The organism is Rhodococcus aerolatus, from assembly GCF_054783215.1.
Map to the genome: position 1 here is coordinate 16,891 of NZ_BAAGQZ010000025.1, position 23,542 is coordinate 40,432.

A 23,542-nucleotide genomic window follows, 5' to 3' on the forward strand; every position below is an offset into this window, starting at 1 on the left:
GGGGTGGTGGCTGCGGGGGTGGCGGCGGGGGTCGTGGCTGCCGGGGTGGTGGCGGCCGGGGTGGTCCCGGCGGGGGTGGGGCGCGGACGGGGCTCGGGGCTGGGCTTGGTCATCAGTCCTCCTCGGGGGTGGGCACGCGGACGGGGTCCCCGGTGAGGCCGGAGGTGACGCGGCGGATCGCGCGGAGCGGGATGTCGACCCAGTGCGGCCGGTTGCGCGCCTCGTAGACGCACTCGTACACCGCCTTGTCGACGACGTAGGCCTTGAGCAGCGCCGCCTGGGCCCGCGGGTCGGTGCCCGAGACCTCGGCGTAGCCGTCGCAGAACGCCTCGACGTTGCGCGCGGCCCACTCCCGGGCCCGGAAGGCCAGCTGCGGGCTGGGGTCGCCGCCGCCCTCGAGCAGCTGCTGGTGGGCGGCGTAGTCGAACGACCGCAGCATCCCGGCCACGTCGCGCAGCGGGGAGTCGGGCTCGCGGCGGGCGTCCAGCGGGGTCGCGGGCTCGCCCTCGAAGTCGATGACCAGCCAGCGGTAAGGCGTGCGCAGCACCTGGCCGAGGTGCAGGTCGCCGTGGACCCGCTGCACGAGCCCGCCGGGGCCGTCGGACACCGCGGCGGCGGCCTCGGCGTGCAGCGCGCGCAGCGCAGGCTCCACCTCGGCCAGCGCGGGGACCACGGTCAGCGCCTCGTCCAGGCGGGCGCCCATCCCGGCGGCGAGCTCCGCGCCGGAGGTGCGCTCACCCGTGCCGAGCTCGGCCGCCAGGCAGGCGTGGACCTCGGCGACCGCGGCGCCGATGCGGGTCGCCTCGCCCGCGAAGTCGGTGCCCACCTCCTCGGCGTGCAGGTCGGCCTCGGCGAACAGGTCCCGGACGCTGGTCAGCGCCATCTCCCAGCCGTCGGCGGAGTTGCTCGCGAAGTCCTGGGCCATGGCCAGCGTGCTCACCTCGCCCGCCAGCCGGGTCTCGACCCACGCGCGCACGGGCGCGACGGCCTCGCAGCCGGCGCCGCCGAGGGCGAGGTGCAGCTCGAGGTCCGGGCTGACCCCGGGGCTGACCCGGCGGAACACCTTGAGCAGGAGCTCCTCGCCGAGGACCACGGAGGTGTTGGACTGCTCGGCGCCCAGCACGCGGCCCGACGTGCCCACCGGCAGCGGGGTGGACTCGTCGACGACCCGGAAGTCCAGGCCGCCGTGGGTCTCGCGGCCGGCCAGCGCCCGGGCGTACACGGCGATGACGGCGGGGTCGCGCAGCCCGTCGTAGGCCACGGCCGCGTCGGGGGACTGCTCTCCGGCCGCGGGCAGCGCCCACCGGGCGAGCTCACCGGCCACGTCGGCACGGAAGCCCAGGGGCACCTGGTAGGTCGCGGCGGGCACGCCGTCGGCCTCGACGGCGACGAGGAGGTGCTCGACGCGGGGCTCGTCGCCGCCGCCCTCGGCGAGGACCTGGCGCTCGGCCACGTGCAGGGAGGTCACCGCGTGGCCCTTGGCCGCGTACCAGCGCTGGGTGGGGACCCAGGCGCGCAGCGCGGCCTCGAGCGCGGGGGTGTCGGGGAGCGCGGGCGTCACAGCCGGACCCCCGCCTGCGCGGCGGTGGGCGAGACCTCGTCGTCGCCGACCACCTCCGAGCCGGTGACCGGGGCGGGGTCGTGGGGCTGGCCCCGGTCCGCCTGCAGGGCGAACCAGTAGAAGCCGTGCCCGGGCAGGGTGATCATGTAGCTGCTCCCGTTCGCGTCGTCGATGCGGGGGAAGGGGACCGAGCCGGTCAGCTCGACCGGGGTGCGGCCCGCGAAGACGGAGAGGTCGACCTGTGCGGCCTGCGGGAACCGGGACAGGTTGTTGACGCAGAGGATGACGTCGCTGACCCGGCGCTCCGCCGTCGACGGCGCCAGCTCGCGCAGGAAGGTCAGCACCGACGAGTTCGAGGTGCCCAGCTCGGTGAAGGAGCCGAGGCCGAAGGCGGGGTGCTGGCGGCGGACCTCGATCATGCGACGGGTCCAGTGCAGCAACGTGTTCGTCGAGCCGGACTGCTGCTCGACGTTGACCGCCTGGTAGCCGTAGGTGGCGTCCATCGTCACCGGCAGGAACATCCGGGCCGGGTCCGCCCGGGAGAACCCCGCGTTGCGGTCGGGGGTCCACTGCATCGGGGTGCGCACCGCGTCGCGGTCACCGAGCCAGATGTTGTCGCCCATGCCGATCTCGTCGCCGTAGTAGAGGACCGGCGAGCCGGGGAGCGAGAGCAGCAGCGCGGTGAACAGCTCGAGCTGGTTGCGGTCGTTCTCCAGCAGCGGGGCCAGGCGGCGGCGGATGCCGATGTTGGCCTTCATCCGCGGGTCCTTGGCGTACTCGGAGTACATGTAGTCCCGCTCCTCGTCGGTGACCATCTCCAGGGTCAGCTCGTCGTGGTTGCGCAGGAAGATGCCCCACTGGGCGCTGGAGGGGATGTCCGGGGTCTGGGCCAGGATCTCCGAGATCGGGAACCGGCTCTGCCGGCGCACCGCCATGAAGATCCGCGGCATCAGCGGGAAGTGGAACGCCATGTGGCACTCGTCGCCCACGCCCGGCTCGCCGAAGTACTCCACGACGTCGGCGGGCCACTGGTTGGCTTCGGCCAGCAGCACCCGGCCGGGGTACTCGGTGTCGACGACGGACCGGCAGCGCTTGAGGAAGGCGTGGGTCTCGGGGAGGTTCTCGCAGTTCGTGCCCTCCCGGGCGAACAGGTAGGGCACCGCGTCGAGGCGGAAGCCGTCGATGCCGAGGTCGAGCCAGAACCGCAGCACGTCGATCATCGCGTCCTGCACGGCCGGGCAGTCGTAGTTGAGGTCCGGCTGGTGGGAGAAGAAGCGGTGGAAGTAGTACTGCTTGCGGACGGGGTCCCACGTCCAGTTCGAGTTCTCCGTGTCGACGAAGATGATCCGCGCGTCGGGGTAGCCCTCGTCGTCGTCGGCCCACATGTAGAAGTCGCCGTAGGGCCCGTCGGGGTCCGAGCGCGACTCCTGGAACCACTGGTGGGTGTCGGAGGTGTGGTTCATGACCAGGTCGGTGATGACCCGGATGCCGCGCCGGTGGGCCTGGTCGAGGACGTGGACGAAGTCGTCGACGGTGCCGAACTCGGGGAGCACGGCGCGGAAGTCGCGGATGTCGTACCCGCCGTCCCGCAGCGGCGAGTCGTAGAACGGCGGCAGCCACAGGCAGTCCACCCCCAGCCAGGCCAGGTAGTCCAGCTTCTCGGCCAGGCCGCGCAGGTCGCCCGTGCCGTCACCGTCCGAGTCGTGGAACGCACGCACCAGGACCTCGTAGAACACGGCGCGCTTGAACCACGAGTCGTCCACCCGCAGCTGGCGCGCGTGGGCGTAGTCGTCGGCGCTGGACTCGACGAGGTGCCCGTCGGGCGTGTGCTCGGCGTCGGTCTCGGTCTGCTCGGGGGAGCTCATCTCACCTCGGTGTCTCGGGGGGTGCGGGGCGGTGCGGCTGCGGGGTGGTGGCGGGACGGCCGGGGCCGGGTCAGGGCCGCCGGGCGACGCGGGTGCGGGCGGCCTCGTCGAGGTAGGGCAGCGCGAGCACGTGCGCCACGGCCTTCCACGGCTCGAGCCGCACGTAGTTCGCCTCGCCCCACTGGTAGATCTCGCCGGTGACCTCGTCGGTGACGGTGACCCGGTCGTGCCAGTCCAGGCCGAGGGCGGGCATGTCCAGCCACACCATCCCGTCCTGGGCGCCGAACGGGTCCAGCGACAGCACGACCAGCACCGCGTCGCCGGTGACGGGGTCGGTCTTGGAGTAGGCCACGAGGGCGTCGCTGCTGGTGGGGTGGAAGCGCAGGGTGCGCAGCTGCTGCAGGGACGGGTGCGCGCGGCGGATCTCGTTGAGCCGGGTGATGAAGGGCTCCAGGGACTCCCCGCGGGCCAGGGCGCCCTCGAAGTCGCGGGGCCGCAGCTGGTACTTCTCCGAGTCCAGGTACTCCTCGCTGCCCTCCCGCACCGCCTCGCCCTCGTAGAGCTCGAAGCCGGAGTAGACGCCCCAGGTGGGCGAGAGCGTCGCGGCCAGGGCGGCGCGGATCGCGAACATGCCCGGCCCGCCGTGCTGCAGGCTCGCGTGCAGGATGTCCGGGGTGTTGACGAACAGGTTGGGCCGGGCCTCGTCGGCGCGGGACGCGATCTCCTCGCCGAACTCGGTGATCTCCTGCTTCGAGGTCCGCCACGTGAAGTAGGTGTAGGACTGCGTGAACCCCAGGCGGGCCAGGCCGTAGAGCCGGGCCGGGCGGGTGAAGGCCTCGGCCAGGAACAGCACGTCGGGGTGGACGCGCTTGACCTCGGCGATGGCCCAGGCCCAGAAGTTCGGCGGCTTGGTGTGCGGGTTGTCGACGCGGAAGATGCGCACGCCGCGGCCGGCCCACAGCAGCAGGACGCGCAGCACCTCGTCGTAGAGGCGGGTGGGTGCGCCGGGCGTCGCCGCCGGGTCGCCGTCGAAGTTCACCGGGTAGATGTCCTGGTACTTCTTCGGCGGGTTCTCCGCGTAGGCGATGGTGCCGTCGGGCAGCACCGTGAACCACTCCGGGTGCGCGACCGCCCAGGGGTGGTCCGGGGCGCACTGCAGCGCGAAGTCCAGCGCCACCTCGAGGCCGAGGTCGGCGGCGGCCGCCACGAACGCGGCGAAGTCGTCCTCGTCGCCGAGCAGCGGGTGGATGGCGTCGTGCCCGCCCGCGGCCGAGCCGATGGCCCACGGGGAGCCGACGTCGTCGGGGCCCGGGGTCAGGGTGTTGTTGGGACCCTTGCGGTTGACCTCGCCGATCGGGTGGATCGGCGGCAGGTAGACCACGTCGAAGCCCATCCGCGCCACCCGGGGCAGCGCGGCCGCCGCGGTGGCGAACGTGCCGTGCACGGGCCGGCCCTGGGCGTCGCGGCCCCCGGTGGAGCGGGGGAAGAGCTCGTACCAGGCGCCGTCGAGCGCCCGGGTCCGGTCGACCCACACCCGGTAGGTCTGCCCGCGGGTCACCAGGTCGCGCACCGGGTTCGCGGCGAGCAGCTCGGCGACCTCGGCGGACAGCGCGGCCGCCACGCGCTCGGGCAGGACGGCGTCGGAGCGCAGGGCCGCGGCCGCACCCGTGAGCACGGCCCGCGCCGCGGCGGGGCCCTCGGCGGCGGCGCGGTCGAGCAGCCGGGCGCCCACCTCGAGGTCGTTGGCCAGCTCGGCCGGCCCCTGCCCGACACCCAGCTTCGCCTCCACGGCGTGGCGCCAGGTGGCGACCGGGTCCGACCACGCGTCGACGCGGAAGGACCACATGCCGGGACGGTCGGCGGAGACCAGCGCGTGGAACCGGTCCGGCTCCTCGCCCTCGGTCATCGTCACCGTGGTGGTGCGCGCCCCCGGGCTCGGCCCGCGCCAGACCAGGGTGGCGGCGACGGCGTCGTGGCCCTCGCGCCACACGGTGGCCGCGACGGGCAGCACCTCGCCGACGACGAGCTTGCCCGGGTCGCGGCCGCACGAGACCGCGGGAGCCACGTCGTCGATGCCGAGCCGTCCACCCATGCGTGCGCACGCTCCCTGTCCCCACGGCACCCGGGCGGCTCCCGGTGCACCTGCCCGACCCACCCTGCCGTGATCGTCCGGCCGATGCCAGACGGGCGCGCGGGTCTCGACGAGCACTGTCTGGATCGTTCCCGAAGTCGGTAGGCTCCCGCCCCGTGAGAGCCGTCCGCCGATTCACCGTCCGCGCCCACCTGCCCGAGCGCCTGGCCGCGCTGGGGCCCCTGTCGGCGAACCTGCGCTGGTCCTGGCACCCGCCCACGCAGGACCTCTTCGCCCGGATCGACCCGCAGCGGTGGGAGGCCGCGCGGCACGACCCGGTGCGGCTGCTCGGCGACGTGCCCGCCGCCCGGCTCGACGAGCTCGCGGCCGACGACGGGTTCACCGCCGCGCTGGACGAGCTGGCGGCCGACCTGCGGCGCTACCTCGACGAGCCCCGCTGGTACCAGCAGCGCGGCGACGACGACCTGCCCGTCGGCATCGCGTACTTCTCGATGGAGTTCGGCGTCAGCGAGGTGCTCCCCAACTACTCGGGCGGGCTCGGCGTGCTGGCCGGCGACCACCTCAAGGCCGCCTCCGACCTGGGCGTGCCGCTCGTCGCGGTGGGCCTGCTCTACCGCGCCGGCTACTTCCGGCAGTCGCTGTCCTCCGACGGCTGGCAGCTCGAGCACTACCCGTCGCTGGACCCGCAGGGCCTGCCGCTGCAGCTGCTCACCAGCGACGACGGCTCCCCGGTGCTGGTCCACGTGGCGGTGCCCGGGGACCGCGTGCTGCGGGCGCGGGTGTGGATCGCCCACGTCGGCCGGGTCCCGCTGCTGCTGCTCGACTCCGACATCGCCGAGAACGACCCCGAGCTGCGCGCGGTGACCGACCGGCTCTACGGCGGCGACCAGGACCACCGCATCAAGCAGGAGATCCTCGCCGGCATCGGCGGCGTGCGGGCGGTGCGGGCGTTCGTGGCCGCCACCGGCCGCCCCCAGCCCGAGGTGTTCCACACCAACGAGGGCCACGCCGGGTTCCTCGGCCTCGAGCGCATTCGCGAGCTCGTCACCGAGCAGGGGCTCGACGTCGACGCGGCGCTCGCCGCGGTGCGGGCGGGGACCGTGTTCACCACGCACACGCCCGTCCCCGCCGGCATCGACCGGTTCCCGCTGGCGCTGGTGCGGCACTACTTCGGCTCGCCCGCCGTCGACGTGCCCGACCACGGCAGCGAGGGCCGGGCCGGGTCCGGGGAGTCCGCCCTGCTGCCCGGGCTGACCCTGGACCGGGTGCTCTCCCTCGGGGCCGAGGTGGACCCGCAGATGTTCAACATGGCCCACATGGGCCTGCGGCTCGCGCAGCGGGCCAACGGGGTCTCCCGGCTGCACGGCGAGGTCAGCCGCGGGATGTTCGCCGGGCTGTGGCCGGGCTTCGACGCCGCGGAGGTGCCGATCTCCTCGGTGACCAACGGTGTGCACGCGCCCACCTGGGCCGCGCGGGAGTGGGCCGAGCTCGCGGAGGCCACCACCGGGGTGCCTGCCGAGTCGTCCGAGGCCGCGGCCTGGGAGGCCCTGGAGCGGGTGTCGCCGCAGGACGTGTGGGCGCTGCGCACCCGGCTGCGCGGCCAGCTGGTCGACGAGGTGCGCCGCCGGGTGCGGGCGTCGTGGATCGAGCGGGGCGCGACCGACGCGGAGCTGGGCTGGACCGGCGGGGTGTTCGACCCCGACGTGCTCACCGTCGGCTTCGCCCGGCGCGTGCCCACCTACAAGCGGCTGACGCTGATGCTGCGCGACCCGGACCGGCTGCGGCGCATGCTGCTCGACCCCGACCGTCCGGTGCAGCTGGTGGTCGCGGGCAAGTCCCACCCCGCCGACGACGGCGGCAAGGCCCTGATCCAGCAGGTCGTCCGGTTCGCCGACGCCCACGACGTGCGCCACCGGATCGTGTTCCTGCCCGACTACGACATGTCCATGGCCCGCTACCTCTACTGGGGCTGCGACGTGTGGCTGAACAACCCGCTGCGCCCGCTCGAGGCGTGCGGCACCTCGGGCATGAAGTCGGCGCTCAACGGCGGGCTGAACCTGTCGATCCGCGACGGGTGGTGGGACGAGATGGTCGACGACGAGAACGGCTGGCCCATCCCGACCGCCGACGGCGTCACCGACGAGACCCGCCGCGACGACCTGGAGGCCACCGCCCTCTACGAGCTGCTCGAGGGCTCGGTGCTGCCCCGCTTCTACGACCGCGACGAGACCGGCCTGCCCGCGCGCTGGGTGGAGATGGTGCGCCACACGCTGAGCACGCTGGGCCCCAAGGTGCTGGCCTCGCGGATGGTGCGCGACTACGTGCTCGACCACTACGCCCCGGCCACGGCGTCCTCGCGCCGGGTGGCGGCCGACGGCTTCGCCGGGGCGCGCGAGCTGGCCGCGTACCGCTCCCGGGTCAGCGCCGCCTGGCCGGCGGTGCGGGTGGCCTCGGTCGACGCCACCGGGGTGCCTGACGCCCCGGTCATCGGCGCCCGGATGTCGTTGCGCGCCACGGTGGACCTCGCCGGGCTGACCGGGTCCGACGTGGCCGTCGAGGCCGTGCTCGGCCGGGTCGACGCCGACGAGGAGCTCACCGACGTGGTGTCGGTGCCCATGACCCGCAGCGGCGAGGAGGACGGCCTGGCGGTGTTCGACGTGGACACCGTGCTGCCGCACTCCGGCTCGGCGGGCTACACGGTGCGGGTGCTGCCCCGCGACGAGCTGCTCGCCGGGCCCGCCGAGCTGGGCCTGGTCACGCTGGCGTAGCGCCGCCCCACGCCACCCGCAGCACGAGCAGCGTCGCGGGCCCGAGGGTGACGGTGCTGCCGCCGGGCACGGCCGCCGGGTCCTCGGGGACGCCGTCGGGGGTGGTCGTGGTGAGCACCGGCACCAGCGACCCCACGTCGGCCAGCACGACCTCGGCGGTCGGTCCGGAGTGGAGCACCAGCAGCCAGCTGGCGTCGGTCATGTGCTCCCCGTGCGCGTCCGGGGTGCGCACGTCGCTGCCGTCGACCCACATCTGCAGGGTGGTGCGGGTGTCGTCGTGCCAGCCGGCGTCGGTGAGCTCGCGGCCGTCCGCGCCGAACCACACGAGGTCCGGCCGCCCGCTGGGGGTGTCGCGGCCCTCGAAGAACTCCGGCTGCCGCAGCGCGGGCGCCGCGCGGCGCAGGGCGGCGGCCCGGGCGACGAACGCCGTCAGCGCGTCGTCCACGCACGCCCAGTCCAGCGACCAGGGCGCGTCGGCGCCGACCGGCGCGCAGTAGGCGTTGTTGTTGCCGCCCTGGGTGTGCCCGAGCTCGTCGCCGGCCAGCAGCATCGGGGTGCCGGTGGCCAGCAGCGTGGTGGCCAGCAGCGCCCGCACGTGGCGCGCCCGGGCGGCCAGCACCACCGGGTCGTCGGTGGGGCCCTCGACGCCGTGGTCGACCGACAGGTTGTTGTCGGTCCCGTCGCGGCCGTCCTCACCGTTGGCCTCGTTGTGCTTGCGGGCGTACGACACCAGGTCCCGGGCGGTGAACCCGTCGTGCGCGGTGACGAAGTTGACCGACGCCCACGGCCGCCGCCCGCCCGGCGCGAACAGGTCCGAGGAGCCGGAGAGCCGGGAGGCCAGCTCCCGCACCCCGGCCGGGGCGGCCCAGAAGGCGCGCACCCCGTCGCGGAACCGGTCGTTCCACTCCGTCCACATCGGGCCGAACCGGCCCACCTGGTAGCCCTCGGCGGTGGCGTCCCACGGCTCGGCCACGAGCTTCGCGCGGGACAGCACCGGGTCGACGGCGATCGCGGTGAGCAGGCCGGCGTGCGGGTCGAACGCACCCGCACCCGGTCGGCCCAGCGTGGGCGCCAGGTCGAACCGGAAACCGTCGACGCCCATCTCGGTGACCCAGTACCGCAACGAGTCCAGCACCAGCCGCGCGACGGTCGGCGAGCCGGCGTCGAGGGTGTTGCCGCACCCGGTCACGTCCCGCGGGCCGTGCGCGTCCCGGGCGTAGTAGGCAGGTCCGTCGAGCCCGCGGAAGCTCACCGACGGCCCGTCCGCGCCGCCCTCGCAGGTGTGGTTGTAGACGACGTCGAGCAGCACCTCCAGGCCCGCCCCGTGCAGCGCGGCGACCATGGTGCGGAACTCGGCCACCTCCTGGCCCGGCGTGGTGGCGTAGCCGGGGTGCGGGGCCAGGTACGCAGCCGGGGAGTAGCCCCAGTGGTTGCGCATCCCCCGCTCGCGCAGCGCGGGCTCGTCGAGGAACGCCTGCACGGGCAGCAGCTCGACCGCCGTCACGCCGAGGCGCTGCAGGTGCGCCAGCACCGCGGGCGCGGCCAGGCCCAGGTAGCGGCCGCGGTGCTCGGGGGGCACGTCGGGGTGGGTGGCGGTCAGCGACCCGACGTGCGCCTCGTAGACCACCGTGTCCTGCCAGCGGTGGCGCGGCGCGGTCCCGGTGGGCGGGCCGCCGGGCGCGGTGACGACCGAGAGCGGCACGTGCCCGAGGGAGTCGACCGTGCTGCGCGACCCGTCGGGTGTGCCGGGCAGCAGCGCCGCCGGGTCCCCGAGCCGGCCGGTCACCCGGCGGCACCACGGGTCCAGCAGCAGCTTGGCCGGGTTGGCGTGCAGCCCGCGGGAGGGGTCCCAGGGGCCGTCGACCCGGTAGCCGTAGCGCTGCCCGGCGCCGACGCCGGGCACCACCCCGTGCCACACGCCGTGGTCGCGCTCGAGGAGGTCCACGCGGCGCTCCACCGGGCGGCCGTCGAGGCCGTCGGACACCAGGCAGACCTGCACCCGGGTGGCGCTCGCGGAGGCGACGGCGAACCGGGTGCCGCCCGGCCCGGGGTGGGAGCCCAGGGGGAACACCTCGCCGGGGACCAGGGCGGGGGGCGCGGGCGACACGCGAGCATCCTGCCCCCCACCGCACCCCCGCCGTGCGGGAGGATGGCGGCCGTGGCTGCCCCGGACCCGGACCTGTTGGTCGAGCTCGACTCCGTCAGCGTCCGGCGGGGCGGGACCACCCTGGTCGGCCCGCTGGACTGGCAGGTGGAGCTCGACGAGCGCTGGGTGGTGCTGGGGCCCAACGGTGCGGGCAAGTCGACGCTGCTCGCCATCGCCTCGGGCCAGCTGTTCCCCACCACCGGGACGGCGCACGTGCTGGGGGAGACCCTCGGCCGCGTCGACGTGGCCGAGCTGCGGCCGCGCATCGGCGTGAGCTCCGCGTCGTTCGCCGCGCGGGTCCCCGCCGACGAGCGGGTCTCCGACGTGGTCGTCTCCGCCGGGTACGGCGTCGTCGGGCGCTGGCGCGAGCGCTACGACGCGGTGGACACCGACCGCGCGGTCGAGCTGCTCGAGGAGATGGGCGTGGCGCCGCTGGCCGACCGCGCCTTCGGCACCCTGTCGGAGGGGGAGCGCAAGCGGGTGCTCGTCTCCCGCGCGCTCATGACCGACCCCGAGCTGCTGCTGCTCGACGAGCCCGCCGCCGGCCTCGACCTCGGCGCCCGCGAGGACCTGCTCTCCCGGCTGAGCACGCTCGCCCTGGACCCCGACGCGCCGGCCACCGTGCTCGTCACCCACCACGTCGAGGAGATCCCGCCCGGCTTCAGCCACGTGCTGCTGCTGCGCGACGGCGAGGTCGTCGACGCCGGGCTCGTCGACCAGGTGCTCACCGCGGAGGCGCTGGGGGAGACCTTCCGGGTGCCGATCGCGCTCGACCGGCTCGGGGACCGGTGGTTCGCCCGTCGAGCGCCCGCGCGGTAGACCTGACACCGTCGTCCCCGTCACCCACCCGCCGTCCGGCCGCCCCGGACACCCCCCACCGAGAGGACCCCCCATGAGCTCCCCGCAGTCGTCCACCCCCACGACCGACGCGTCGTCGACCACCGCGAGCGCCCCGGCCAAGCCGACGGAGTCGAGCCTGGTCAAGCGGGACGGCGGGCAGGCCGTGGGCTCCTCGAGCAAGACCACGATCGCCGACACCGTCGTGTCCAAGATCGCCGGCATCGCGACCCGCGACGTCGCCGGCGTGCACGCCCTCGGCGGCAGCACCACCCGCGCGGTCGGTGCGCTGCGCGAGCGCATCCCCGGCGCGCGCACCAACCACTCCCAGGGCGTGACGGTCGAGGTGGGCGAGCGGCAGGCCGCCATCGACGTCGACATCATCATCGACTACGGCGTCGCGATCGCCGAGCTCGCCGGCGGCATCCGCCGCAGCGTCATCGAGGCCGTCGAGCTGATGACCGGCCTCGAGGTCACCGAGGTCAACATCACCATCCACGACATCTTCATCGAGGGCCCCGAGTCCGAGAACGAGGCGCCCACCTCCCGCGTGCAGTGACCGCGTCCCCCGGGTCGACGCCGCCGAGCGGGCCGTCCACCTCCACCGCCGCCACGGCCGACGCGGTGGCGGCGGCGGTGCTCGGCGTGGACGGGGTGGTGGCCCTGCACGGCGGCGCGCTCGGTGGGCTCGCCACGTACCTGCCGGGCCGCCGGGTCAGCGGTGTGCGGCTGCTGCCCGGCGGGGCCGAGGTCGGCGTCGTGGTGCGCTTCGGCACGTCGATCCCCGACCTCTCCCGGCAGGTCCGGGCGGTGCTGACCCCGATCGTCGGCCCCGCCGTCACCGTGGCCGTGGGTGACCTCGTGGCCGCCGACGAGTCCTACGGTACGGACGGGGCGGAGCCCGGTGACGACGCCGTCGGGTGACGCGGCCGTCGCCGACGAGCTCGCCCGCTGGCGGGCCGAGCGCCGGCGGCTGGTGCGGACCCACCACCCCGACGCGGGCGGCTCGGCCGAGGCCCTCGAGCGGGCCCTGGCCACGCACGACCGCGACCGCCCGGCCGCCCACCCCGGGCCGGCCCCGGCGCCACCCGCCCGGGCCGAGGTCGGGGACATCGTGTTCGTCTCCACCCGCCGGGGCCGCTCCCCGGTCCGCCGCGCGGTCCGGCGGGTGGTGGACGCCGCCCGCGACCACGCCCCCCGACGGCTGCCCGGTGCCCGCCGCTCGGCCCGCTACTGACCCGACCCGCCCGACGACCCACCCTGGGAGCACCCATGACCAACGCCACGACGTTCACCCTGGCCGGGCTGCTGCTCGCGCTCGCCGCGACCACCGGCGGGTTCGGCGGCTTCCTGCTCGCCCTCGTCCTCGGCGCGGTCGGCGCGCTGCTCGGCCTGCAGCGTGACGGCGCGATCGACCTCGGCGCCCTGCTGCGGGGGCGCAACCGTGGCTGAGGGCACGGACCTGCTGCCCGCCGACGCACCCCGCTCCCGGCGCGCGCTGGCCGCCCGCCCCCCGCGCGGCGACCTCGACCCCTACGAGGGCCGCGGGACGGTGGTGGTGCGCGACCGCGCCGTCCAGCGCATCGCCCGCGCCGCGGCCGGTGAGGTCGGCGGGGTGCACGAGCACGGCAGCCGGCTCGGCATGCTCGGGGGCCGCTCGCTGCCCGCCGTCGACGTCGAGGTCAGCGACGGCCAGGTCCGGGCCCGGGTCGAGCTCGCCGTCGCCTGGCCCCGGCCCTGCCGGACCGTCGCCGCCGGGGTCCGCGAGCACGTGCGCTGGGCGCTGCGCGAGCTGGCCGGTCTCGGCGTCGACACGGTGGACGTCACCGTCAGCACGGTCCTCACCCCGGACCAGCTGCCCGCCCCCGAGCGGCACCTGCGGTGAGCGAGTCCCAGGTCTCGCCGCGCACGGACGGCCCGGACGACCTCGACCTCGTCGAGGACACCGCCCCCGCCGCCACCGCCGAGGTCGACCCCGCGTCCCGGTCCCGGCCACTCGGTGCCGCGCGCCGACCGCGGCCCGCGCCGTCCGCGACCACCCCGGCCGCGCTGCTGGTGGTGCTGCTCGTGGCCGCCGGCGTCGTCGGGATCCACGACCTTCTGGTCCACCTCGGCGCCGTGCCCGGCTCGTCCTGGACGGCCGCCGTGCTGTCCGCGCTCGACGGGAAGCAGCGGCAGCCGTGGTTCGTCCCCGCCGGGATCGCCGTGGCCGTCGTCGGCCTGCTCGTGGTGCTCACCGCGCTGCGGCCGCGCCGGCGCACCCACCGGCAGGCGGTGGACGACCCCACGCTGTGGCTGCGGCCCGTCGACCTCGCCCGCACCGCCTCCGCGGCCGCGCTCGGCACGGCCGACGTGGCCACCGCCACCAGCACCGTGCGCCGGCAGAAGGTGAGGACGAAGGTGGTGTCGCACCCCAACGCCGAGACCGACGTGGTGCACGACGCGGTGACCGCCGCCGTCGGTGCGGCCGTCGACCCGCTCATCGGCACCGTGAAGGTCGTCGTCAAGGTCCGGCGCGCCGGGGGTGCCCAGTGACGCGCGGGGTGGCCGCGGTCGACCGCGTGCTGGCCCTGCTGCTGGGGCTGCTCCTCGTCGCCGCGGGCCTCGGCGCCGCGGCCTGGCAGCGCGACCTCGTGCCCGGCGCCTCGGACCGCACCCGGCTCGGCCCGGTGCGCTCCGCGGCCGAGCAGCCGTGGTGGCCCTGGGCCGTCGGCCTCGGCGGGGTGGTGCTCGTGCTGCTGGCCCTGTGGTGGCTGCTGGCCCACCTGCGGCGACGCCGGGTCCGCGCGATCCGGCTGGCCGGCTCGGACGGCACCGGCGTGATGCGGCTGCACGTGGGACCGGTCGTCGAGGCCGCCGGGCACCAGCTGCAGCAGCGGCTCGGTGTCACCTCGGTGCGCACCTCCGTGACCCGGGAGCGCGGCGCCCCCGTGGCCGAGCTGGTGGTCACCACCGAGCACGGGGCGGACCTGGGCCGCATCACCACCGACGTGCGTCACACGTGCCGCGAGCTCGCCACCGCGCTCGACGGCGAGCCGGTCTCGGTGCGGGTGCTGCTGCACGCCAAGCCGGCCCCGCGCGGCGACGTCTAGTCACCGGAGCCGCTGCGGCCCTAGTAGGTTGCGGTCATGGCTGAGCACGTGAGGTTCGAGGTCGACGGCGGTATCGGCACCATCCGGCTGGACAGGCCGCCGATGAACGCCCTCAACCGGCAGCTGCAGGAGGAGATCAAGGCCGCCGCCGAGGAGGCGAGCGCCCGCGACGACGTCCGCGCGGTCATCGTCCACGGCGGGGAGAGGGTGTTCGCCGCGGGTGCGGACATCAAGGAGATGGCGAGCAAGAGCTACGCCGACATGACCACCCTCGCGGTGGCCCTGCAGCGCTGCTTCATCGCCGTCGCCCAGATCCCCAAGCCCACCGTCGCGGCCATCACCGGCTACGCCCTCGGCGGCGGCATGGAGCTCGCGCTGTGCTGCGACCGGCGCATCGCCGGGGACAACGCCAAGGTCGGCCAGCCCGAGGTGCTGCTCGGCATCATCCCCGGGGCCGGTGGCACCCAGCGGCTCTCGCGGCTGGTCGGGCCGAGCCGGGCCAAGGACATCGTGTTCACCGGCCGCTTCGTCGACGCCCAGGAGGCGCTCGCGATCGGCATGGTCGACGAGGTCGTCCCGGCCGACGACGTCTACGAGGCCGCCCGGCGCTGGGCCGGGCAGTTCACCGGCGCCGCCGCGGCCGCGCTGGCCGCGGCGAAGGCCGCCATCGACGGCGGTCTGGACGTGGACCTCGACAACGGCCTGAAGCTGGAGAGCCACCTGTTCGCCGGGCTGTTCGCCACCGACGACCAGACGATCGGCATGGAGTCCTTCATCGCCAACGGCCCGGGCAAGGCGGAGTTCACCGGCCGGTAGGGCCCCACCTAGGGTGGCGGCCATGACCGCGAGCCCCGACCCCGGCACCCTGCCCACCGCTGCCCCGGCCCCGACGCGCCACGCCTCGGCCGAGCAGGTCGAGGCCGCCTTCTCCGACAACCACCTCGCCCAGGTGCTCTACCACGACTGGGAGGCGGGCACCTACGACGAGAAGTGGTCGATCTCCTACGACCAGCGGTGCATCGACTACGCGCGCGGCCGGTTCGACGCCGTGGCCGGGGACGTCGCGGACCTGCCCTACGAGCACGCGCTCGAGCTGGGCAGCGGCACCGGGTTCTTCCTGCTCAACCTGATGCAGGGCGGCGTCGCCCGCCGCGGGTCGGTGACCGACCTGTCCCCGGGCATGGTCGAGGTGGCGCTGCGCAACGCGGAGTCGCTCGGCCTCGACGTGGACGGCCGGGTCGCCGACGCCGAGACCATCCCCTACGACGACGACACCTTCGACCTCGTCGTCGGCCACGCGGTGCTGCACCACATCCCCGACGTCGGCCAGGCGCTGCGCGAGGTGCTGCGCGTTCTCAAGCCGGGCGGCCGCTTCGTCTTCGCGGGCGAGCCGACGACGATCGGCGACTTCTACGCCCGCTGGCTCGGCCGCATCACCTGGGAGACCACCACGCGGGTGACGCGGCTGCCGGTGCTGTCGAGCTGGCGCAAGCCGCAGGGCGAGCTCGACGAGTCCTCCCGCGCCGCCGCCCTCGAGGCCGTCGTCGACCTGCACACCTTCGACCCCACGGACCTCGAGCGGACGGCGCTGGCCGCGGGGGCCGTGGACGTCCACGCCGCCACCGAGGAGCTCGCCGCCGCCCTGCTCGGCTGGCCGGTGCGCACCTTCGAGGCCGCCGTGCCCGCGGGCAAGCTCGGGTTCCGGTGGGGCATGTTCGCCTTCACCGGCTGGAAGCGGCTGTCCTGGCTGGACGAGAACGTGCTCACCAAGGTGCTGCCCCGCAACCTCTTCTACAACGTCATGATCACCGGCGTGAAGCCGGCCGCGCCCGACGAGCTCTAGGCGCCCGTGGCCCTGGAGCTGACCGGGGACGACGTGCGGTGGCTCCGGTCCGGCGCCGGGCAGGACGCGCTCGCCGTCGCCGACGGCTGGGAGCTGACGCCGGCCAGCCTGCTGGCCGACGTGGGTGCGGCGCGGTCGCTGGCGGGCGGGCGCGGTGCGGCGCTGCTGGAGACCGCCCGGCTGCGGCGGCGCGCCGTGGGCAAGCTCGCCGACCCCGGGCGCTGGCTGCTGACCGAGGACGCGCTGGCCCAGGCCACCCCGGCGCCGGTCGCACGCCACCGGGCGGCGCGGCTCACGGGCAGGCGGGTGCACGACGTCACCTGCTCGGTGGGGGCCGAGCTGGGCGCCCTGGCCGCGACCGCGGAGCACGTCCTCGGCTCCGACCTCGACCCGGTGCGGCTGGCCATGGCGGCCCACAACGCGCCCGGGGTGGCCCTGGCGCGCGCGGACGCGCTGAGCACCACCAGCCGGGGCACGGTGCTGGTCGCGGACCCGGCGCGGCGCAGCGGGGGCCGGCGCACCCACGACCCGGCCGCCACCGCACCGCCGCTGCCCGCGCTGCTCGCCGCCCACGCCGGCCGCGACCTCGTCGTGAAGTGCGCCCCCGGGCTCGACCCCACCCGGCTCGGCTGGGACGGCGAGGTCGAGCTGGTCTCCCTCGACGGGGCCGTGCGCGAGGCGTGCCTGTGGTCCCCGGCCCTGGCCACCGCGCGGCGACGCGCCACCGTGCTCAGCTCGACCGGGCCGGGCTGGGCGGTGACCGACGCCGACCCCGACGACGCCCCCGTGCGCGAGCCGGGCCGCTACCTCGTCGAGCCCGACGGCGCCGTCGTGCGGGCCGGCCTCGTCCGCCACCTCGCCGCCCGCCACGGCCTGGGCCTGCTCGACCCGCGGATCGCCCACCTCACCGGCGACGTCGCGCCCACCGGGCTGCGCTCGTTCGCCGTGCTGGAGCAGGGCCGGTTCAGCGAGAAGGCGCTGCGCCGCGCGCTCACCGCCCGGGGGGCCGGCTCGGTGGAGGTCCTCGTGCGGGGGGTCGACGTCGACCCCGCGGTGCTGCGCCCCCGGCTGGGGCTGCGCCGCGGCGGGGCCGCCCTGGCCGTCGTCATCACCCGCATCGGCACCTCCCCGCAGGCGTTCGTGTGCGAGCCGGGCCGGACCGCGCCGTGAGCCCGCTGCCGGGCTGGGCGCAGGGCCTGGGGCTGGCCCCCCACCCCGAGGGCGGCTGGTACGTCCGCACCTGGGCCAGCGACGTGGAGGTCAGCACCGCGGGCGGCCCGCGGCCGGCGGGCACGGCCATCCTGTACCTGCTGCTGCCGGGCGAGGTCTCGGCCTGGCACGTGGTGGCCTCGGCCGAGCTGTGGTGCCACCACCGGGGCAGCCCGCTGGCGCTGGGCCTCGGCGGGGCCGATCCGGCCGGGCCGGCGCAGGCCTGCGAGCTGCTGCTGGGCGGCGACGTCGCGGTCGGGCAGCACCCGCAGCTGCTGGTGCCTGCGCGGACGTGGCAGACGGCGCGGCCGCTCGGCGACGAGCCCGCGCTTCTCAGCTGCGTGGTGGTGCCCGGCTTCGACATGGCCGACTTCCGGCTGGCCTGACGCCCTCCCGGGCCGTGCCGGGGCCGTCCGTAGGGTGGCGGCCCATGACGAGCATGTGGGGAGCGCCGCTCGCCTCCCGCTGGCGTGACCGCGCCGGCCGCGACCCGGACCAGGTCCGCTTCCTCACCCGGGACTCGCTGCGGTGGGTGCGCCGCAACAAGGCGTGGACCCCGTGGTACCTGGTGCGCTACTGGCGGCTGTGGCGGTTCCGGGCCGCGAACCCGCACGTGGTGCTGCGCGGGATGGTGTTCCTGGGCAAGGGCGTCGAGATCCACGCCACCCCCGGGCTGGCCCGGATGGAGATCGGCCGCTGGGTGCACGTCGGCGACGGCAACGCGCTGCGCTGCCACGAGGGCTCGCTGCGCATCGGCGACAAGGTCGTGCTGGGCAAGGACAACGTGGTCAACACCTACCTCGACATCGAGATCGGCGCGTCCACCCTCGTCGCGGACTGGGTCTACATCTGCGACTTCGACCACCGCTACGCCGACGTCGGCATGCCGATCAAGGACCAGGGCATCGTCAAGACGCCGGTGCGGATCGGCCCGGACTGCTGGATCGCCACCAAGGTGACGGTGCTGCGCGGCACCCGGGTGGGCCGGGGCTGCGTGCTCGGCGCGCACGCCGTGGTCAAGGGCGACGTCCCCGACGGGTCGATCGCCGTCGGGTCACCCGCCCGGGTGGTGCGGGACCGCCGCGCCGACTGGGAGGCCGCCGCGGCCGAGCGGGCGCGCCAGGAGGCGGCCGTCGCGGACATGGCCCGCAAGATCGCCCGCGGCACCGACCACTAGGTCGGCCTCAGGCGCCCCCGCCCGCGACGGCCTGCCCGGCGGCGAGCATCGCGGCGATGGTGGGCTCGTCGTAGCCGAGCTCGGCGAGCACCTCGGCGGTGTGCTCGCCCAGGCCGGGGGCGTGCCGGCGGATCGACGTCGGGGTCGCCGAGAACCGCAGCGGCGAGCCGATCCGGCGGTAGCGGCCCTCGGTGGGGTGCTCGTCGGTCTGCAGGATGCCGCCGGCCGCGAGGTAGGGGTCGTCCTCGGCGGTCTCGATCTCCAGCACGGGGGCGAACGGGATGGAGTGCTCCGCGCACAGCTCTTGCCACTCCGCGGTGGTGCGGGTGCGCGCCACCTCGTCGAGGGTGTCGTAGAGGTCGCCCCAGTGCGCGGCGCGCTGGGCGTAGTCGACGAACATCGGCTCGCCCGCGAGGTCGGGACGGCCGGCCGCGGTGAAGAAGTCGACGATGTTGGCGGTGGTGTAGGGCAGGATGCACGCCCAGCCGTCGGCGGTGCGGGCCGCCCGGTGCCCCGGGGTGATGGAGCGGTTGAACCCGGTGGGGCCCTCGGCGGGGACGTAGGTGTGCCCCGCCAGGTGCTCGACCATGAGGAACGACACGAGGGTGTCCACCATGGGCACCTCGACCTGCTGGCCCTGCCCGGTGGCCCGCTGGTGCACCAGGGCGGCGAGCACCGAGTACACGATGGTCAGCGCGCACACCTTGTCGCCCAGGATCGTCGGCACGTAGGTGGGGGTGCCCGCGCCGCGGCGCATCAGGTCGACCATGCCGGAGGCGGCCTGCACGATCTCGTCGTAGGCGGCCAGCCCGGCCTTCTCGGAGTCCCCGCGGAAGCCCTGCGCGTTGCAGTAGACGAGCGCCGGGTTCACCGCGGCCAGCTCGGGGTAGGACAGGTGCAGCCGGGCCAGCGCACCGGGACGCATGTTGGTCACCAGCACGTCCGCCGTGCGGAGCAGGGCGAGGAAGGCCTCCCGGCCCTCGGCGGCCTTGAGGTCGAGCGCGACGGCCCGCTTGTTGCGGTTGACGTTGAGCGACAGCGAGCCCATCCCGGGGTTGCGCTGCGGCAGGGTGAGCCGGGTGAGGTCGCCGGCGGGCGGCTCCACCTTGACGACGTCGGCGCCGAGGTCGCCGAGGATCTGCGCGGCGAACGGCCCCATCACGACCGACGAGAGGTCGACCACCCTGACCCCGTCGAGCGGGCCCGCGGTGCCCCCCGCCGTGCCGCCCGCCGCCGCGTCCGTCCCGTCCGTGGTCACCACCGGCGCACCGCCTCCCGCGCGTGGCCGTCCCCTGTGGGCGGCGCGGGGGCGACGGTAGCGAGTGGCCGCGGGACGGCGGGCCGCGGGCCCGGCGCGTCCGTTGGGCACGACCGGTTCCCGCTGCCTACCTTGACCACCAAGATCACCGACGATCGACGGAGGAGCCCCACCATGACCACCCCCACCACCTCGGGACCGACGCCGTGAGCACCCGCGACGAGTCCGGGCGCAGCGGCGCCGCCCGCTCCGGCGCGACGCCCGCCGGACGCGGCGACGGCGTCACCCGGGACAGCGGTGCCCGGGACGACACCGCCACCCGCGAGATCCGCGACGACGGCGGACGCCACGGCGGCACGGACCGCCGCGACGACGTCACCACCCGGCACGACACCGACCGCCGCGACGACGTCACCACCCGGCACGACACCGACCGGCACGACGCCGTGACGGGCCGCCACGGCGACGACCGCACCGACCGGCACCGCCCGCTCGACGACGACCGGTCACGCCTCGACCCGGCCACCGCCGCCGTGCCCGTCGACCGGCACGAGGCCACCCGCAGGCAGAAGGAGCAGTACGGCGGGGTCAAGGTCGGCTCCGCCTTCTTCGGCTTCCTCACCGCCACCGGCATGGCCGTGCTGCTCACCGCGCTGCTCGCGGCCGCGGGCGCGGCCGTCGGGGTCAGCACCGGCACCTCGCTGGACGAGGCCACCAACCAGGCCACCCAGGGCGGCACCGTGGACCAGACCGTCGGCCTGGTGGGCGGCATCGTGCTGCTGGTGATCCTGTTCCTCGCCTACTACGCGGGCGGCTACGTCGCCGGGCGCATGGCGCGGTTCAACGGGCTGCGCCAGGGCATCGCGGTGTGGCTGTGGGCGGTCGTCGTGGCCGCGGTCGTGGCGATCGTCGCGGCCACCGCCGGGCAGCAGTACGACGTCCTCGGCCGGCTCAACAGCTTCCCGCGCATCCCCGTGGGCGGGGACCTGACCACCGCCGGGATCATCGCGCTCGTCGCCGTTGCCGTGGCCGCCCTCGTCGGGGCCGTCCTCGGTGGTCTGGCCGGGATGCGCTTCCACCGCAAGGTCGACCGGGCGGCGTTCGAGCCCGTCGTCGACTGAGCCGACACCCCCGCCCCGCGGCCGCTCACCCCTCGGGGTGGGCGGCCGCGCCCGTTCGGCTGTCGCCTACCCGTCGTCCTTGCCGGGCTTCGGCTCCTTCGTCGGCTTGCCCCCGCCGGGGCCCCCGCCACCGTTCCCGTTCCCGCCGCCCCCGTTCCCGCCCCCACCCGGTGCGGGGACGGGGGCGACGGTGGTGGTCGGGTCGGTGGTGGTCGGGTCGGCGGGCGTCGTCACCGGGGTGGTCGCGGGCGCGACCGGCCCCGTCGTGGCCGGGACCGGTCCGGTCGTGGGCGCGGGGACGGCTGGGTCGGCCCCGGAGCCGGCCCCGGCCAGCAGCACCACCGCCCCCAGAACCAGCGCGGCGAGCGCGGCCAGCCCCCACAGCCAGCCCCGGCCCAGGCCGCCCGCGAGCCGCGCCCCGCCCGGCCCCCCGGCCGACCGGGCGGCCGGTGCCACGGCGGTGGCGGGCCCCGCGGGCAGCACCCGGGTCACCGGGCGCGTCGCGGCGCCCGCCGCAGCGCCGGTCCCGCCCGCCAGGACGGCCAGCGCGGCCCGGGCCTCGGGGTACCGGCGGGCGGGCTCGCGCTCGAGCAGGCGGTCGACGACGGCGGCGAGGTCCGGGTCGAGGTCCGGCCGGGCCGAGCCCACCGGCGGCGCGGGGTGGTCGGAGATGGCCCTGGCCAGGGCGAGCAGGTTGTCCCCGGCGAACGGACGGTGCCCCACCGCGGCCTCCCAGCCCAGCACCCCCGCGGCCCACAGGTCGTCCGACACCGTCGCCGGGGCCCCGCGCAGCCGCGACGGGCTCAGGTAGGCCACGGTGCCCAGCACCATGCCCGTCGCGGTGTGGTCGGTGGTCGCCGCGCTCTTCGCGATGCCGAAGTCGGTGACCTTGACCGCGCCGTCCGCGCCGAGCAGCACGTTGCCCGGCTTGACGTCGCGGTGCAGGATCCCGCGGTCGTGCGCGGCGGCCAGCGCCGCGAGCGCCCCGGTCAGCGTCGCCCGCAGCCGGGCCGCGGGCAGCGGGCCGTCGGCGAGCAGCTCGGCCAGGGACGGCCCGGGCAGCCGCTCCATGACGATCCACGGCACCCCGTCGTCCTCGCCCGTGTCGTGCACCGACACCACGTGCGGGTGGGTCAGCGTGGCCGCCGCCCGGGCCTCGGCCTCGAAGCGGCGGCGCACGTCCGGCTGCCCGGCCAGCTCGGCGCGCAGCTCCTTGACCGCCACCGCGCGGTCGAGCCGGGTGTCCCACCCGTCGTGCACCACGCCCATGCCGCCGCTGCCGAGCGCGCCCCGCAGGGCGTAGCGCCCGCCGAGCACCCGCGGCCCGGGGCTCACCGGCCCGGCAGCGGGTTGTCGACCACGACGGGCCGGCCCAGCGGGACCCGCTCGGCCCGCTTCGCCCCGGCGTAGACCTCAGCGGTGGCCGCGGCGATCGTGGGCCAGCTGAAGTCCACCGCCAGCCGCTCCCGGGCCGCGGCGGCCCGCGTCCGCGCCGCGGCGGGGTCGTCGAGCACCGCCCGGACCGCGGCCGCCAGCCCGGCGACGTCCCCGGGGGCGAAGGACAGCCCGGTCACCCCGTCGACGACGGCCTCGCCCAGCCCGCCCGCCGTGGAGGCCACCAGCGGCGCGCCCGCTGCCGCCGCCTCGAGCGCCACGATGCCGAAGGGCTCGTACCGGCTGGGCAGCACCACTGCGTCGGCGCCCGCCAGCACCGGGGCCAGCGCGTCGTGCTCGAGGTGGCCGAGCAGCTCCACGGCCCGGCTGACGCGGTGCGCGCGGGCCCGCTCCCGCAGCCAGCCGCGCTGCGAGCCCTCGCCCGCCACCAGCAGGCGGGTGCCGGGGTGCGAGCGGCGCAGCCGCGGCAGCGCGGCGATGGCGTCCTGCACGCCCTTCTCCCACTCCAGCCGGCCCAGGAACAGCAGCGTGGGCGGGGCCGCGGCGTGCCGGGGTGCGGCGGGGGGATTGCCGGCGGGCGCCCACGGCTCGGGGCGGATGCCGTTGTGCAGCACGGTCACCGGGGCCAGGCCGGGGCCGAAGAGCGCCGTCACCTCCTCGCGCATCGCCGCCGAGCAGGTGATGAGCTCGTCCGCGCTGCGCGCCAGCCACCACTCCACCGAGTGGACCTGCCGGTTGAGCACCCCGGGCAGCCAGCCGCTGTGCCTGCCGGCCTCGGTGGCGTGCAGGGTGGCCACCAGCGGCACGTCGTGGTGCTCGGCCAGGGCGACCGCCGCGTGCGCGACCAGCCAGTCGTGGGCGTGCACCACGTCGGGCCGCCACCCCAGCGCGAGCCCGGCGCGGACCATCGCGTGGCCCACCCCGAGGGTCCAGGCCAGCAGGTCCTCGGTGAACACCAGGTGCGCGGGGTCCTCGGCGACCGCGACCACCCGCACCCCCTCGACCACCGCGTCGGTGCCCGGGTGGGTCAGCGCGTCGGTGCCCGTGGGCCGGCGGCACAGCACCACCACGTCGTGGCCGGCCGCGGCCAGCGCGGTGGCGAGCTGGTGGACGTGGCGGCCGAGCCCGCCCACCACCACCGGCGGGTACTCCCAGGACAGCAGCAGCACGCGCACCGG

At 76.0% G+C, this 23,542-nt stretch carries 22 protein-coding genes; 15 read left to right on the forward strand and 7 right to left on the reverse strand.

Annotated features, from left to right (window positions below; translation table 11 throughout):
* Positions 1-112: 112 nt before the first annotated feature.
* From ACYVOF_RS10010 to ACYVOF_RS10020, 3 genes are all read right to left on the reverse strand, one after another.
* The gene (locus tag ACYVOF_RS10010) at positions 113-1,561 is read right to left on the reverse strand and encodes a maltokinase N-terminal cap-like domain-containing protein (protein ID WP_460866079.1); all 1,449 of its coding nucleotides are present in this window, start codon (positions 1,559-1,561) and stop codon (positions 113-115) included.
* The gene (gene treS, locus ACYVOF_RS10015) at positions 1,558-3,426 is read right to left on the reverse strand and encodes a maltose alpha-D-glucosyltransferase (RefSeq protein WP_460866081.1); all 1,869 of its coding nucleotides are present in this window, start codon (positions 3,424-3,426) and stop codon (positions 1,558-1,560) included. The genes ACYVOF_RS10010 and treS overlap by 4 nt, the downstream gene beginning before the upstream one ends.
* Before the next feature lie 70 nt (positions 3,427-3,496).
* Positions 3,497-5,518, reverse strand: coding sequence for a maltotransferase domain-containing protein (locus ACYVOF_RS10020; protein WP_460866083.1), 2,022 nt, complete (start codon positions 5,516-5,518; stop codon positions 3,497-3,499).
* A 155-nt stretch (positions 5,519-5,673) separates the two neighbouring features.
* Here ACYVOF_RS10020 and glgP point away from each other — a divergent pair, with 155 nt between their 5' ends.
* A complete protein-coding gene (gene glgP / locus ACYVOF_RS10025) occupies positions 5,674-8,286 on the forward strand; it encodes an alpha-glucan family phosphorylase (RefSeq protein WP_460866084.1) in 2,613 nt (870 codons plus the stop codon).
* Here glgP and glgX read toward each other — a convergent pair.
* Positions 8,273-10,393 carry a glycogen debranching protein GlgX gene (gene glgX, locus ACYVOF_RS10030; RefSeq protein ID WP_460866086.1) on the reverse strand — a complete coding sequence of 707 codons (2,121 nt, stop codon included), beginning with the start codon at positions 10,391-10,393 and terminating at the stop codon, positions 8,273-8,275. The genes glgP and glgX overlap by 14 nt on opposite strands.
* Positions 10,394-10,435: 42 nt before the next feature.
* On the opposite strand from glgX, the gene ACYVOF_RS10035 reads away from it, so the two are divergent.
* The 13 genes from ACYVOF_RS10035 (at position 10,436) to ACYVOF_RS10095 (ending at position 18,590) form a co-directional block, all read left to right on the forward strand.
* Positions 10,436-11,251 (forward strand): ABC transporter ATP-binding protein, encoded by an 816-nt coding sequence (locus ACYVOF_RS10035; protein WP_460866087.1) that lies wholly within the window; start codon positions 10,436-10,438, stop codon positions 11,249-11,251.
* Positions 11,252-11,324: 73 nt separating this feature from the next.
* Positions 11,325-11,828 (forward strand): Asp23/Gls24 family envelope stress response protein, encoded by a 504-nt coding sequence (locus ACYVOF_RS10040; RefSeq protein WP_460866090.1) that lies wholly within the window; start codon positions 11,325-11,327, stop codon positions 11,826-11,828.
* Entirely contained in the window at positions 11,825-12,193 is a 369-nt protein-coding gene (locus ACYVOF_RS10045; protein WP_460866091.1) for an Asp23/Gls24 family envelope stress response protein, read from the forward strand. Before ACYVOF_RS10040 ends, ACYVOF_RS10045 begins: the two co-directional genes overlap by 4 nt.
* On the forward strand, positions 12,174-12,506 hold the full coding sequence (locus ACYVOF_RS10050) for a hypothetical protein (RefSeq protein ID WP_460866093.1): 333 nt from the start codon (positions 12,174-12,176) through the stop codon (positions 12,504-12,506). The genes ACYVOF_RS10045 and ACYVOF_RS10050 overlap by 20 nt, the downstream gene beginning before the upstream one ends.
* 35 nt (positions 12,507-12,541) lie before the next feature.
* Positions 12,542-12,721: a DUF2273 domain-containing protein gene (locus ACYVOF_RS10055; RefSeq protein ID WP_460866095.1), complete on the forward strand. Its 180-nt coding sequence runs from the start codon at positions 12,542-12,544 to the stop codon at positions 12,719-12,721.
* Entirely contained in the window at positions 12,714-13,154 is a 441-nt protein-coding gene (locus ACYVOF_RS10060) for an Asp23/Gls24 family envelope stress response protein (RefSeq protein ID WP_460866096.1), read from the forward strand. Before ACYVOF_RS10055 ends, ACYVOF_RS10060 begins: the two co-directional genes overlap by 8 nt.
* Positions 13,151-13,804, forward strand: a complete 654-nt coding sequence (locus ACYVOF_RS10065; protein ID WP_460866098.1) for a hypothetical protein — start codon at positions 13,151-13,153, stop codon at positions 13,802-13,804. Before ACYVOF_RS10060 ends, ACYVOF_RS10065 begins: the two co-directional genes overlap by 4 nt.
* On the forward strand, positions 13,801-14,361 hold the full coding sequence (locus tag ACYVOF_RS10070; protein WP_460866099.1) for a hypothetical protein: 561 nt from the start codon (positions 13,801-13,803) through the stop codon (positions 14,359-14,361). Before ACYVOF_RS10065 ends, ACYVOF_RS10070 begins: the two co-directional genes overlap by 4 nt.
* Before the next feature lie 36 nt (positions 14,362-14,397).
* Positions 14,398-15,177, forward strand: coding sequence for an enoyl-CoA hydratase/isomerase family protein (locus tag ACYVOF_RS10075; RefSeq protein ID WP_460866101.1), 780 nt, complete (start codon positions 14,398-14,400; stop codon positions 15,175-15,177).
* A gap of 22 nt (positions 15,178-15,199) precedes the next feature.
* The gene (locus tag ACYVOF_RS10080) at positions 15,200-16,204 is read left to right on the forward strand and encodes a class I SAM-dependent methyltransferase (protein WP_460866102.1); all 1,005 of its coding nucleotides are present in this window, start codon (positions 15,200-15,202) and stop codon (positions 16,202-16,204) included.
* A 6-nt stretch (positions 16,205-16,210) separates the two neighbouring features.
* Positions 16,211-17,374: a THUMP-like domain-containing protein gene (locus tag ACYVOF_RS10085; protein ID WP_460866104.1), complete on the forward strand. Its 1,164-nt coding sequence runs from the start codon at positions 16,211-16,213 to the stop codon at positions 17,372-17,374.
* The gene (locus tag ACYVOF_RS10090; protein ID WP_460866105.1) at positions 17,371-17,799 is read left to right on the forward strand and encodes a cupin domain-containing protein; all 429 of its coding nucleotides are present in this window, start codon (positions 17,371-17,373) and stop codon (positions 17,797-17,799) included. Before ACYVOF_RS10085 ends, ACYVOF_RS10090 begins: the two co-directional genes overlap by 4 nt.
* A 44-nt stretch (positions 17,800-17,843) precedes the next feature.
* The gene (locus ACYVOF_RS10095; RefSeq protein ID WP_460866107.1) at positions 17,844-18,590 is read left to right on the forward strand and encodes an acyltransferase; all 747 of its coding nucleotides are present in this window, start codon (positions 17,844-17,846) and stop codon (positions 18,588-18,590) included.
* A gap of 7 nt (positions 18,591-18,597) precedes the next feature.
* On the opposite strand, the gene ACYVOF_RS10100 is transcribed toward ACYVOF_RS10095, so the two are convergent.
* Positions 18,598-19,851: a CaiB/BaiF CoA transferase family protein gene (locus tag ACYVOF_RS10100; RefSeq protein WP_460866108.1), complete on the reverse strand. Its 1,254-nt coding sequence runs from the start codon at positions 19,849-19,851 to the stop codon at positions 18,598-18,600.
* Between the two features lie 203 nt (positions 19,852-20,054).
* Between ACYVOF_RS10100 and ACYVOF_RS10105 the strand changes: the two genes are divergently transcribed.
* Positions 20,055-20,969, forward strand: a complete 915-nt coding sequence (locus ACYVOF_RS10105; RefSeq protein WP_460866110.1) for a hypothetical protein — start codon at positions 20,055-20,057, stop codon at positions 20,967-20,969.
* 66 nt (positions 20,970-21,035) lie between these two features.
* On the opposite strand, the gene ACYVOF_RS10110 is transcribed toward ACYVOF_RS10105, so the two are convergent.
* On the reverse strand, positions 21,036-22,304 hold the full coding sequence (locus tag ACYVOF_RS10110) for a serine/threonine-protein kinase (protein WP_460866112.1): 1,269 nt from the start codon (positions 22,302-22,304) through the stop codon (positions 21,036-21,038).
* On the reverse strand, positions 22,301-23,539 hold the full coding sequence (locus tag ACYVOF_RS10115) for a glycosyltransferase family 4 protein (RefSeq protein WP_460866114.1): 1,239 nt from the start codon (positions 23,537-23,539) through the stop codon (positions 22,301-22,303). Before ACYVOF_RS10115 ends, ACYVOF_RS10110 begins: the two co-directional genes overlap by 4 nt.
* Positions 23,540-23,542: the final 3 nt, after the last annotated feature.

Excerpts from the sequence above, each read along its gene's own strand:
- treS (WP_460866081.1), bottom strand. The coding sequence starts at position 3,426 with ATGAGCTCCCCCGAGCAGACCGAGACCGACGCCGAGCACACGCCCGAC.
- ACYVOF_RS10020 (WP_460866083.1), bottom strand. The coding sequence starts at position 5,518 with ATGGGTGGACGGCTCGGCATCGACGACGTGGCTCCCGCGGTCTCGTGC.
- ACYVOF_RS10035 (WP_460866087.1), top strand. The coding sequence starts at position 10,436 with ATGGCGGCCGTGGCTGCCCCGGACCCGGACCTGTTGGTCGAGCTCGAC.
- ACYVOF_RS10040 (WP_460866090.1), top strand. The coding sequence starts at position 11,325 with ATGAGCTCCCCGCAGTCGTCCACCCCCACGACCGACGCGTCGTCGACC.
- ACYVOF_RS10055 (WP_460866095.1), top strand. The coding sequence starts at position 12,542 with ATGACCAACGCCACGACGTTCACCCTGGCCGGGCTGCTGCTCGCGCTC.
- ACYVOF_RS10075 (WP_460866101.1), top strand. The coding sequence starts at position 14,398 with ATGGCTGAGCACGTGAGGTTCGAGGTCGACGGCGGTATCGGCACCATC.
- ACYVOF_RS10080 (WP_460866102.1), top strand. The coding sequence starts at position 15,200 with ATGACCGCGAGCCCCGACCCCGGCACCCTGCCCACCGCTGCCCCGGCC.
- ACYVOF_RS10095 (WP_460866107.1), top strand. The coding sequence starts at position 17,844 with ATGACGAGCATGTGGGGAGCGCCGCTCGCCTCCCGCTGGCGTGACCGC.